Genomic DNA, 11,502 nt, shown 5'->3' with positions numbered 1-11,502 from the left:
CGCCGGCAGCGATGGCGGTGGAAGGACCTGGGCGACTATCGCCACGCTCCTTCAGACGGCGAAGATGAACAACGTGGACCCGCAGGCTTGGCTCACCCAAACACTTGAGCGGATCGCCAACGGCTGGTCGAGCAGCGATCTCGATGCACTCATGCCGTGGAATTACGCGCGCTGAACGGTCTCAGCTTGCCGCTTACCCTGCAGCGTCCGGTTCATCCGCTCGACACGGCCTTTGGCCTGGCTGGAGTTTGCACAGAGAATCTCGATATTTAGCTCCGAGAGTGCCCGCCCGAACTGGGTCATGCCCTGGCCACCCTTGGCATCCTTCTTCGTCACCCGGAACACCGAGTGCTTGTCGGAATAAAAGGCGATCGGCGCCCCGTGCTGCTTCAGATAAAGCTCAAGTGCGTCGAAATAGCTGAAGGCGCTTTCCGAGCGCACGAAGCGCAGCTGCATCAACCGGCCCGTCGCATCATCGACGAACACCAACAGCGAGCACGGATCTCCACGATCTTCGAACCAGCGATGCTCGGACCCGTCGATCTGTACCAGATCGCCATAGGCTTCGCGCCGCAACCGCGGTTGATGAAACGTCCGCCGCTGCTTGCGTGACAGCCACAATCCGGCCTGCGTCATCCAGCCGCGCAACGTCTCGCGCGACACACGCAAGCCATCGCGCTCGGCAAGCTTCTCGGCCGCCAGCGTCGGACCGAAATCCGCATAACGTTCACGAACCAGCGTCACCGCATAATCGCGAACACCATCGCTGATCCGGTTGTTCGACGGCCGGCCGATCGCCTTGTGGCGGATCGATGCCGCACCGGTCGTTCTGATGCGATCCAACAGCCGCCGCACCTGGCGCTCGCTGAGAGCAAGCACATGCGACGCCGACACCATCGTCATCCGCCCGTCGGCAACCTTCGACAAAACCTCGATCCGCTGCAGGTCACGCTCGCTCATCGCAATCAGTCCCATCCGCTTGTCTCCCGCGCCATCAAACGCGGGGAGAGTGACATTCCAACTTTGCAGAAACAGGACACTTCAACTTTGCGCCTACAGCACCAAATAGCATAATCAACGTTATGGAACTTTACGCTGAACCGGCCGCGATAGTTACAAGCAGGTCCTTGGCATCGATCTGGTCGCCGGCTTTGACGAGAACTTCGGCGATCGTGCCGTTCTCCTCGGCGTGAATTGCCGTTTCCACCTTCATCGCTTCGGTCGACACCAGCACATCGTCGGCATTGATCGCCTGTCCGGGCGACATAAAGACGCGCGAGATGGCGCCCGGCATCGGTGCGCCGACATGAGCGGCATTGCCGGGTTCGGCCTTGGGTGCGAAGACGGCGGCCGGTGACGCTGAGGAATTTTGCGAGCTCTTGCTGTTGGTTCCTCGCGGACCCGAGCCGCATCTCGTTGTGCACCTAACCGGCTCGGCTCACGTGACAACAAACACAAGAACATCTGGTTGTTTCTATCAAGTTTGGCGCAGGAGGCGCAGGAGGAAAATCAACATGACTGTCGCGGCTAGGCCCATGATTGCCAAAGCGTATAGGCCTGTAGAAAAACCTCCGGGCTGACTACGGAGATACCCTATAACGAACGGCCCCACAAATGCTCCTAGGTTCCCGAGTGAGTTAATGAATGCGATCCCGCCGGCGGCAGCGGAGCCACTAAAGAAGCAGAAGGCAGCGCCCAAAGGGTCCCTTGCAACCCAATATGCCGCGCATGAGCATCCCTCGCCAGAACCCGTCAGGGCCGGGTTGATCTACCGTACGGCCGGGGCAATACTCCAGGATTGGCTTAGCTCCTCCGATGCGTCAAAATTCCGCTTGATGAGTGCCATATCAAGGCATAACCAATCGGCCATTCTCCGATTCCCGGAGAATTGCCGGACATGACTTGGAGCAGGTGCCATTTCTCCGCAGCCATCCCGGATATTGCAAAAGGACCGATACCATGTGCTTTGAATGCAATTCCTCCCCACTGAGCCGTCGCTCCCTGCTGAAATTTGCCGGCATCGGAGGCGTGGCCGTCATGACTGCAGGCTTTGACATGACCATGCCGGCATTCGCCTCGAACGCTCCCGCCCTCCTGCCGGATGAAGCACTGGCAAAACTCCAGGAAGGCAACAAGAAATTCGTCACCGACACGGAAGCCTGCGCCGCCAATATTTCCAAGCGCCGGCAGGACGTCGCCAAGAGCCAGGCACCTTGGGCGATCGTGCTGACCTGTTCCGACAGCCGTGTCGTGCCGGAACTTGTATTCGGCGGGGTGACGCTCGGCGAACTCTTCGTCGCCCGCAATGCCGGAAACGTGGTCGACACCGATGTGCTCGGCACGATCGAATATGGCACCGAACATCTGCATGCGCCGCTGATCGTCGTCATGGGCCACAAGCGTTGCGGGGCGGTCTCCGCCGCCTGCGAGGTCGTGTCCAAGGGCACCAAGCTCGATGGCTCAATCGGCAAGATGACCCAGCCGATCCTGCCCGTGGCTTTGGCGGAGACCGATCGCGGCGACAATTTTGTCGACAAGACCGTCCATGCCAATGCCTTCAACGGCGCCGAGCGCATCCTCACCGAAAGTGCGATTGTTTCTCGCCTGGTCGAGGAAGGCAAGGTGAAGATCGTGCCCGCCTATTATGATCTCGATACCGGCGTGGTCGATTTTCTGCACAAGGTCTGACCTACGAGGCGACTTCATGTTGCCGACGGCTATCCGCGGGCGCCTCGTCGCGTTCGCGGAACCATAGTCGCTGATGACCCTTGCCGCCCGCAGCATCACCCGGCGGGTTACGCGGGCCGGAGCTGAGGTCGCGAGCTGGCTGCCTGGGCGACGCTCTTCTGGAAATTTCCGACCATACGCCTGCGCAATTTGGTGAGCTCAATCGACAGGTCCGACAGCTGCGCGATGACATCTATCGGAACCTGGGCAGCTGGGCCGCGCCCTCCTGAGCCAGTACAAGGACATAGGCGTCGCTCGTTTCAAAGAACGCGAGACAATCGGCCTCCGGCAGGATCTCAACAAGATCAAGACGGCGAAACCGCCTGTGGAGCTTGAACGCAAAGGCGCGATCTGGGTTCAGCCAACCCTATTCGCTGAATCGAGTATCGCGCCTGGAGGCATAACGGAAAACTACGGCATCGAAACTGGCCGCATTGATCGAAGATTGGTACGAACCGTGAAATTGACGTAAGCGACAAGCTGACCCCATCTGGCGTCAGTAGCGTTGGCCGCTGTATTGCGGACAGACGATTCACAAACTGTGAGCTTCTATGTCTGCGCCTAGCTCTGGAACTAGAAACTTCCATATGATCGAGGCTGTTCCGGAACGGCTTGAGGGCGCCCCACGGCAATTTCGGCGCCGCTGGTCCGATGATTTTAAAGCGCGGGCTGTGGCTGAGGCAATGGAGCCCGGCGCAAGCGTCTCAGCCATTGCGCATCGCATCGGCATACATCCCTCGCAGCTATTTGGCTGGCGTCGTGATGCTCGTGACGGACAACGATCTACCTCGCAAATCGGGCTGGTCAGACGGAGACTGGGACGATTGGCACACGTGCGATGATCGAGCTTATCATCGGCGACGTCGTTATCCGGGCCGACGCAGATATCGGCGAAGCACACCTGCAGCGGGTGATCCGAGCGGTGCGGTCGGCATGATCCCGTCCGGCGTGAAGGTCTTTCTTGCGAGCCATCCCATCGACTTCCGAAAGGGGCCGGACAGCTTGCTTTCGCTGGTACGGGATGCTGGCAGTGATCCGTTCAACGGTGCACTTTATGTCTTTCGGGCCAAGAGAGCAGACCGAGTCAAGATCGTGTGGTGGGATGGCTCCGGCGTTTGCCTCTATGCGAAGCGGCTGGAAAAAGCCCAGTTCTGCTGGCCCCGGATCGGCCATCATCGCGTCCAGCTCAATCATGCCCAGCTTCTGGCTTTAGTCGACGGAATGGACTGGAAGCGGGTTCGATCCACGCCGGTGAAGCCTCCCGAGATTGTTGGGTAAAACCGCTGCGGCGAAGTGAATCAGGTCCCTGAAAGCATGGGCGGAGCGCGGCAAAATATGCTCTGATCATACCCATGACGCGGCCCGAGATTGAGCTCCCGGATGATGTAGAGGCTCTCAAAGCCATGGTTCTTGCCATGGCCGCAAAAGCAGCCCGCGTCGAGGCTTTGGAGAAGCAGGTTGACGATCTAGAGGCCCGCAACGCGGACGCCGATGAGCGCATCGAGCGGCTGACGCAGATCCTGAAGGCTTTCGATCGCGCCCGATTTGGCCGACGCTCGGAAAGGCTTGCATCATCCACCGTCGATGACGAGCAGCACGCCTTTGTCTTCGAAGAGATCGAGACCGGCATTGCGACGATCAAGGCTCAGGTCACGAAAGGCCGCGGTAGCGCGGACAGCAAACGCGCTCCGCGGCCACGCAAGGGCTTTGCGCCTCATCTTGAGCGCGTCGAGGTCGTGATCGAACCGGAAGAGCTTCCAGAACATGCAGGTAAGACCAAAATCCTGATTGGAGAAGACGTCTCCGAGCGGCTGGATGTCGTGGCAGCGAAGTTCCGTGTCATCGTCACCCGTCGGCCGAAGTATGCCTTTAGGAACGAGGATGGTGTCGTCCAGGCGGCGGCTCCGGCACATATCATCGAAGGTGGCATTACAACGGAAGCACTTCTGGCCCAGATCGCCGTTTCCAAATATGCCGACGGGCTGCCACTCTATCGCCAGGAAGCCATCTACGCACGCGACAAGGTCGAACTCGACCGCAAGCTGATGGCTCAATGGATGGGCAAGCTGGGGTTCGAGCTCAATATCCTCGCCGACTACATCCTCGATGAGATCAAGAAGGCCGAACGGATCTTTGCCGACGAAACGACCTTGCCCACACTTGCACCTGGTTCCGGATCAGCGAAGACGGCATGGCTATGGGCGTATGCCAGGGATGACCGGACTTTTGGGGGCAGCGGTCCACCGATGGTAGCCTATCGCTTCGAGGACAGTCGAGCCACCGAGTGTGTCGCACGACACCTGAGCGGCTATCGTGGAATCCTGCAGGTCGACGGATATGCCGCTTATAACAAGCTCGTCCGGAAAGATGGAGGCAATGACAGCGCCATCCTGGCCGGCTGTTGGTCGCACAGCCGGAGAAAGTTCTACGAGTTGCATGTCGCAAAGAGCTCGAAGGTCGCTACAGACACCGTCGAGCGTATGGCGAGGTTATGGGAGATCGAGGAGCGTGTGCGCGGCCAAAGCCCTGAAGCTCGTGTCGCTGCACGCCAGGAGATCTCCGCAGCGATCGTCCGTGACCTCTTCACTCTCTGGCAGGCGACCCTGCCACGGGTCTCTGGAAAATCCAAACTCGCCGAAGCTCTGCGGTATGCCATCTCGCGTCGAGACATCTTCGAGCGCTTCCTGACCGACGGCCGCATCGAACTCGACTCCAACATAGTCGAGCGAGCAATCAGACCCCAAGCGATCACGAGAAAAAATAGTCTATTCGCTGGAAGCGACGGTGGCGGCCGGACTTGGGCGACCATCGCGACGCTCCTGCAAACGGCAAAGATGAATGCAGTCGATCCGCAAGCTTGGTTGACCCAGACGCTTGAGCGCCTTGCGAATGGATGGCCCAGCAGTGAAATCGACGCGCTCATGCCATGGAACTACGCCGCCTGAACGGCCACGGCTTGTCGCTTACAAATTGACGCATGGTGGCTGGAAAAAACGCCGAGCTATGCATCCGGTTCGAGGATCACGCCCGCTATGGAATGCCTGCGATACAGGGCTCCAAATTCGGTTCAAAATCCTAATCCGCCCACTCAGGATCGGTTGTAAAGGCGATGGTGAGCCGACGACTCGGACCCTCGTTACCAATCGCGAGCCCGATTTCGTCACGGATCTTATCCCATTCCTGCAATTTCCTCGCCGGGAGGTCCTCTGAGACAACGAAATGTAGCTCGATTTGCCGGCCTCGGCCGACCCGGGCCACATAAGCCCGGTGGGATATGAATCCATGTCGTTCGATGATTGTTTTGGCGACCGCGTCAACTTGTTGTTTGAGATCTAATGGCGTAACAAGCAGTATGTCGGCGAGCGCTCGCCGAACCGTGCCCGCCGGAATGGGAATGATCACAATGCAGATTAATGCCAGCGCGACCGGGTCAATAAACGGCGAGATCCATTCGTAAGAAGACCCCTGAATGAAATATCCGATGGCAAACGCGACGAGTAACCCGATCGTTAGCCCGGCGGACATCAGCCAAGCTTTCGTATCCAGGGCAACGAAATCAGATTTGATCTTACGATTAGCTCGATCACCAATAACCCCCATGGTGGCTGTCACACCGAGTGTTACGACGGAGTAGACGATCGCTTGACTAAAGTTGAGCGGACGTCCCCCATGCAAAATGCTGCCGATTGCGTTGACAAGTGCGTAAACAGCCGACCCGGTTATGAGAATGCCGTTGAGAGCCAAGACTATGGGCTCAAGATGCCAGAACCCCATCGTGAAATGCTCGATAAGTTTTCCTTTGCTGGAGGGCGCTTCGGATGACGCGATGAGCTTTGTAACAAGCAGAGCTACGACAGTCATAGCAGCGTCCGTCAATGCGTAGACACCATCGAATATGATTGCGAACGAACCTGAAATGATCCCGAACAAAATGCCGATGCAGGCAAGGAGGATGGTAACGGCAATTGAAACGCAGAGAAGCCCCTGCTCCGTTCTCATGAAATTCATAGGCTCAGCCTTATAACTTACGTTTCTTTATGGTCCTCTGGACGCGGTACAGACCATCCAATTCAGCTACTGAAGCGAGCACATCCACTTTTGGATCAAGGTACCTTTTTAAATTCAAATGCTGACCTCTCCTGTCCAGTGGGCTCGCATGAGCGTCTTTCACATACCTGGCCACAAGACAAAATCGCCTCGCTGTGTTCTGGCAGTGCGGCCTCGACTATCTAAACAAGGGCCAATTTTGCTTTGCAGGTAAAGCGGGGCTGGACATGATGCACGACACGGAAGGAAGCATGAACATAGTCCAGCACTTCGCTGACGGTCTCGCCGCCGCGAATGAAGTCGGAGCCACCACAGATAGGGCATGAGCAGGCCACCTGTTACACGTCATCATGGCACGGCCGAGGTTGCAGAGCTTGCGCGGCGATAGGGCTCTCGACGCATCCACGTCATCCGGCAGGTTCGAATTCCGTTGACTCATGGTTGGATCTGATTTGATGAGAGGCGTTCCAAAGAACGCCGAGGTTTTCGCCCTCATGATAGGCTGTGGCTGACACCACGTTCTAGTCTAGCGATGATCGGATCGTCGAGCCCTTTGGCGACTCCTGTAATTACGGCTGGATTGCCAGATGGAAAAGAGCAGGCTTGCGATATACGCCCACTGAAGAAGCAACAAACTAGCCACCATTGCAACGATGACTTCGTGGATGGAATGCCAGACGAAGTAACTCGTTAGTGCCTTCGCCCAGACGACGAGCAGCAGGAGGCCGCAAAAGATTGTGAAACGCAACACCGTTCTCCTGATTTGTTCGCGAGATTGCGCAGCAATGTCGTCTGCGGCAACGAGAGTCTGGCAGTTCTTCAGGCGGCAACCGCCGCGTGGTTGAGAGCCATGATCATGCCAGTGAGCTCACCATCGAACTCTCGTTCTGGCCATTGCAAATGCTGAGATTTTGGCAGCGGCGGCGCGGGACTGCAGCTTGCGGACCTTCTTCAGCTGCTCCACAATGTCTGACATGATCTCTTTCCTCGAAAATTGATTTCATGATGCCCGCGCCACGTCGGGATAGGTTTCGATAACTTCAATAGCGTCATCGACCATTTTCGTGCCGGTCTCGGCGAGCTTGCCTAGCGTCTCAAAGCCGAACCGGTGGACATCGCGCAGGGTCTTCGACAGAACGACCAACCGTCCAGTCGTGAAAAGCAAGCGGCCGAAGCCCTCATGGCCGATCGTCATGATCGGCGATGCCAACAGGCCTGTGCACTCTTCGATCACAAGCCCCACGCAACTGTAAAAGTTCTGTAGCCTCCACAGCACATACGGATCCGGATCGCCTATGATCGGGATCTTACGGCGCTGCTCCTTGGTGAGGATGAAGTCGGCCAGCAGGTCAGTGTCCGATTTGCCTTCCCACGCCCCATGGGCATCCTGAGCGCGAATGAGCCTTATCAGGCATCTGAGAAAAGGGGTGGCGAGATCCCCATCCTCGTTGACAGCAGGGCCATCCGTACTTCCTGTCAATGTACCCATTTCTTAGTCCTCCTCATCGAAAGGCTTCTTTTCAATGGCGCCTGCTTCGGTTAGCACCTTGCGTAACCAGGGTGGCGGAGTAGTCCTGAGCATCGCCCGAGTTCGCGACAAAACATCTTCGATCAGTTGAGGATCGGATACTTTAATTGGGTGGATTTTGGCCGAAACAACTCGGGCTGCCGATGGCCCACCGATCGCCAGACAGAACAATAAGTGACAACCTTCCAACGCCTTCACCTTCGGGTTAATACGATCGACGTCCTCGTTCCGATGCTTTCCGCTCTGGTCGGAAACGTCTTCGAAGTCCAGGACTTCCACCAGTTTCCAGTCGTCGGGACTCACATCATAGACGACGAAACGTTTTGCCGATCCGAAATGGGCGTCGAGAGATTTCATATCTTGAGTGGCGATTGCGACGCGCAACGCGCCAGCCTTCCGTTTTGGAGCTGACGAGTGAACCCCGTCAGGGACGAGGGAAAGGCGACGAGCGGCGATCATCTAGGCAGTTCTCCTTTGCGGGAGGGATCAAGCGATCCAGGACACGGCGCGCGCTGATTGGCCTGGAAGATGTTGGAAACATCGAAGATCAGGTCGCGCGTTCCCTGATAGAGACTTGTGAGCTTATGCTGGCTGCCGAGTCGGTCGTATATCGGGAAGCCCACCCGCATGAGCGGAATCCCAAGGCGCTCCGCCGCTTGTCGTCCATGCGAATGCGTGACGAGAAGATCAGCGCCGACGGCAAGTTCTTCGAGATCGCCAAGATCACCGACCTGGAGCGATTCGGCCGGCATTTCCGCGAGTATTTTTGAGGTGCCGGTCGTGGTGACCGCTGCCGCGATTTCGGCGCCCATGCCGGTGAAGAAGGTAGCGAATTGGTAGAGCTGGTCCGGCTCCACAGCAATTGCGATTTTCTTGCCTCCGAAATGGAAATGTCCGTCGAGCAGGGCGTCCTGCAGCTGTGCTCGGCGACGGCGGATGTTTGCTGGCACCGGCGCACCAGAAATCTCAGAAAGAAACGAGACGAACCGGTCGGCTCGTTTCAATCCTGTCAGCGACTGGAACAATGCGTAAGGGACTCCCGTCCGGGTCCGCAGTAGCTCTGCGGGGCGGCGCATATGCTCGCCGATCGCGATACATTGCGCCGCCGTGCCAAGCTCTTGTATCTCGTCGACGGGAGTACCGCCATAGGTGGTCGGAACCCAACGATCGCCGGGCACCGTGCCGTCGAGAGAGCCGGAAATGTCCGGCAGGATCACCGGCTTCAGACCGAAGCTTTCGACCGTTTCGCGCAGAAGCTCGATGTCAGCGACTGTCAGATGCCATCCTGGTAGGATCGCAATCTTCTTTTGGTGGCGGCTCTGCTCGCCTGGAGTGGTGATGCGCTCGACCATAGAGATGACGGCCTTCGCCCATCCCTCTTCGATCGCTCCCTCGAAATCCGGGGTATTCGCCAGCACAACCTCCGTACCCGCGAGCTCATCGGCACGATCCCGCTTGATGTTGGCGAGATCGCCTGCGAAATCTTCGCCGCGGGTTTCCACCAGGGCTGTCGTGCAAATTCCGATCAGCTTGGGTTTTGCGCGCCTCTTGAGATTTAGGATCGCCTCTTCCAGATTGCCTGCGCCGCCAAGAATGGTCGCCACTGCGTCCAATGCCGTTGTCTGCAAGGGAATGGCTTCCTTAAAGTGCCGGACTAAAAGTACCAGCGCCAAGCTGGTGCAGCCCTGGCTGCCGTGGAACAGCGGCACGGCACGCTCGACGCCAAGAAAGGCGAGCGCGGCGCCGAGCGGCTGCGACGATTTCAGCGGATTGACCGCAGCTGATTTGGTCTGGGGAAAGACTTGAACCATCGGCTTTCCTCAACGCTTGCCGAAGCTGCCGGCGACCGCGCCGACAAAGTTTTGCAAGACGTACCCAGTCTCGTTCTCGCTCTTGGTATTCGTCAGTTCTTCTTCCACCGCATGCTGGCATTCCCACGGTGCCGGCTCCCGCACCTCCATCCAGATCGGATTGTGAATAGCAAGATCGATCTGGCGAACGAGCTCCACCATGCCGTCATAGCCGGCATAGGGGTGGTGGCGTTCCTGGTTGATATCGAGCCAAGGTGTCTTGGCCTTCAGCGCGATGAATTGCGTGCGCCCGCCAGACAACATGATGTCGGCTTTACCGTCGGCGAGCATGTTATAAAGCTCGCGCGGCGCCATCGACTCGAACAGGTGTTTTTCGTCTTTCAGGAGTTGCTTGATACGTTCCTTGTCTTCAGGCGTGGATTTCTTGACCGAGGTGCCCACGATCTCGATGCCCACCTCCATCAGCGCATGGACAACCGACCAGGACTTGACGCCGCCGGTGTTGAGCAACACGCGCTTGCCTTCAAGCCTTGGTCGATATGCTGCGAGTTTCATCCAGGCAATCGCCTCCTCCTCCGCGATCAATGCCTCGGTGCGCTCGAGGATTTCGGGATCCGCCCCCTGCATCACGAGCAGCTTGGCGATCTGTCTGAGTGCTTCCGAGGTGTCGGTAATTCCGTAAAAGGAGCCTTCGAAGAACGGGATATCCCAGAGCTCCTCCATTTTGCGGGCGAGGTTGATGAGTGCTGTCGAGCACACCAACATGGACGCCTTGGCGCGATGCGCAGAAGCAATGTCAAGATATCGGGCGTCTCCTGGAATGCAGGCCCTTACTCTGATCCCCAGCCGGTCAAGAAGCGGCTTTACCAGCCAAAACTCGCCGGATAGGTTGAACTCACCAATGATATTGATGTCGTAGGCGGTCACGTCGTTCGGCTCTACGCTGCCGATCACATGATCGAGCAACGCTTCACCGGCGAGCTTATTGCCAAGGTTCTTGGAGCCGGCAAAGCCCGGTGCGTTGACCGGCACCACCGGAAGGCCGAATTTTTCCGCGGCCCGCTTGCAGACGGCCTCGATGTCGTCGCCGATCAATGCTGTCACACAGGTCGAATAGACGAAAATCGCCGGTGGAGCATAGGCCTCCTTGATCTCGCGGATTGCTTTAAAAAGTTTCCGCTCGCCGTGCCCCATCACCACTTCGGTTTCAGTGAGGTCGGTCGTGAAACTGGTGCGCCAGAGCGTTGGACCTGAGGAAGCCGATCCGCGGTTGTCCCAGGAATTGCCCTCACAGCCGAGAGGCCCATGGATCAGGTGCGCGACGTCGGTGATCGGCTGCAGCACGATCTTGGCGCCATCGAAAGCGCATCCGCCGGCTGCCGCCCCGGG

The 11,502-nt window shown here is 57.9% G+C and carries 11 protein-coding genes and 2 pseudogenes; 5 read left to right on the top strand and 8 right to left on the bottom strand.

Annotated elements, in window-relative coordinates; translation table 11 throughout:
• Positions 1-175: transposase domain-containing protein (locus EFR00_RS32400; protein WP_148102831.1), on the top strand; the 175-nt coding region annotated here is incomplete at its 5' end.
• Positions 176-192: 17 nt separating this feature from the next.
• Here the strand turns inward: EFR00_RS32400 and EFR00_RS32395 are convergent.
• Positions 193-975: pseudogene (locus tag EFR00_RS32395) on the bottom strand (ISNCY family transposase); the annotation flags it as partial.
• Between the two features lie 115 nt (positions 976-1,090).
• Positions 1,091-1,339, bottom strand: a pseudogene (locus tag EFR00_RS32390) (biotin/lipoyl-containing protein); the annotation flags it as partial.
• Between the two features lie 620 nt (positions 1,340-1,959).
• On the opposite strand from EFR00_RS32390, the gene EFR00_RS32385 reads away from it, so the two are divergent.
• From EFR00_RS32385 to EFR00_RS32365, 4 genes are all read left to right on the top strand, one after another.
• Entirely contained in the window at positions 1,960-2,688 is a 729-nt protein-coding gene (locus EFR00_RS32385; protein WP_029532496.1) for a carbonic anhydrase, read from the top strand.
• A gap of 590 nt (positions 2,689-3,278) precedes the next feature.
• The gene (locus EFR00_RS34370; protein ID WP_077989901.1) at positions 3,279-3,569 is read left to right on the top strand and encodes a transposase; all 291 of its coding nucleotides are present in this window, start codon (positions 3,279-3,281) and stop codon (positions 3,567-3,569) included.
• Positions 3,570-3,660: 91 nt separating this feature from the next.
• Entirely contained in the window at positions 3,661-4,005 is a 345-nt protein-coding gene (gene tnpB, locus EFR00_RS32370) for an IS66 family insertion sequence element accessory protein TnpB (RefSeq protein WP_003592504.1), read from the top strand.
• A 74-nt stretch (positions 4,006-4,079) separates the two neighbouring features.
• Complete coding sequence (locus tag EFR00_RS32365) at positions 4,080-5,672, top strand: IS66-like element ISRle3 family transposase (protein WP_077989900.1); 1,593 nt, start codon at positions 4,080-4,082, stop codon at positions 5,670-5,672.
• Positions 5,673-5,802: 130 nt separating this feature from the next.
• On the opposite strand, the gene EFR00_RS32360 is transcribed toward EFR00_RS32365, so the two are convergent.
• From EFR00_RS32360 to nifE, 6 genes are all read right to left on the bottom strand, one after another.
• Complete coding sequence (locus EFR00_RS32360) at positions 5,803-6,735, bottom strand: cation diffusion facilitator family transporter (RefSeq protein WP_012489540.1); 933 nt, start codon at positions 6,733-6,735, stop codon at positions 5,803-5,805.
• A gap of 221 nt (positions 6,736-6,956) precedes the next feature.
• On the bottom strand, positions 6,957-7,043 hold the full coding sequence (locus EFR00_RS34365; RefSeq protein ID WP_237350514.1) for a hypothetical protein: 87 nt from the start codon (positions 7,041-7,043) through the stop codon (positions 6,957-6,959).
• Between the two features lie 731 nt (positions 7,044-7,774).
• On the bottom strand, positions 7,775-8,263 hold the full coding sequence (locus EFR00_RS32345) for a NifX-associated nitrogen fixation protein (RefSeq protein ID WP_012489542.1): 489 nt from the start codon (positions 8,261-8,263) through the stop codon (positions 7,775-7,777).
• 3 nt (positions 8,264-8,266) lie between these two features.
• On the bottom strand, positions 8,267-8,761 hold the full coding sequence (gene nifX, locus EFR00_RS32340; protein WP_008536565.1) for a nitrogen fixation protein NifX: 495 nt from the start codon (positions 8,759-8,761) through the stop codon (positions 8,267-8,269).
• Entirely contained in the window at positions 8,758-10,113 is a 1,356-nt protein-coding gene (nifN, locus tag EFR00_RS32335; RefSeq protein ID WP_012489543.1) for a nitrogenase iron-molybdenum cofactor biosynthesis protein NifN, read from the bottom strand. The genes nifX and nifN overlap by 4 nt, the downstream gene beginning before the upstream one ends.
• A 9-nt stretch (positions 10,114-10,122) precedes the next feature.
• Positions 10,123-11,502, bottom strand: a 1,380-nt coding sequence (gene nifE, locus EFR00_RS32330; RefSeq protein WP_125864900.1) for a nitrogenase iron-molybdenum cofactor biosynthesis protein NifE, incomplete at its 5' end; no start/stop codon positions are given.

It is taken from the genome of Rhizobium sophoriradicis (genome assembly GCF_003939025.1).
Lineage (GTDB): Bacteria > Pseudomonadota > Alphaproteobacteria > Rhizobiales > Rhizobiaceae > Rhizobium > Rhizobium sophoriradicis.
Note: the sequence above shows the minus strand (reverse complement) of the source record. Positions and strands in the feature narration are given on the sequence as shown.

Coding starts and splice junctions, on each gene's coding strand:
- EFR00_RS32385 (WP_029532496.1), top strand. CDS start 1,960: ATGTGCTTTGAATGCAATTCCTCCCCACTGAGCCGTCGCTCCCTGCTG.
- EFR00_RS34370 (WP_077989901.1), top strand. CDS start 3,279: ATGTCTGCGCCTAGCTCTGGAACTAGAAACTTCCATATGATCGAGGCT.
- tnpB (WP_003592504.1), top strand. CDS start 3,661: ATGATCCCGTCCGGCGTGAAGGTCTTTCTTGCGAGCCATCCCATCGAC.
- EFR00_RS32365 (WP_077989900.1), top strand. CDS start 4,080: ATGACGCGGCCCGAGATTGAGCTCCCGGATGATGTAGAGGCTCTCAAA.
- EFR00_RS32360 (WP_012489540.1), bottom strand. CDS start 6,735: ATGAATTTCATGAGAACGGAGCAGGGGCTTCTCTGCGTTTCAATTGCC.
- EFR00_RS32345 (WP_012489542.1), bottom strand. CDS start 8,263: ATGGGTACATTGACAGGAAGTACGGATGGCCCTGCTGTCAACGAGGAT.
- nifX (WP_008536565.1), bottom strand. CDS start 8,761: ATGATCGCCGCTCGTCGCCTTTCCCTCGTCCCTGACGGGGTTCACTCG.
- nifN (WP_012489543.1), bottom strand. CDS start 10,113: ATGGTTCAAGTCTTTCCCCAGACCAAATCAGCTGCGGTCAATCCGCTG.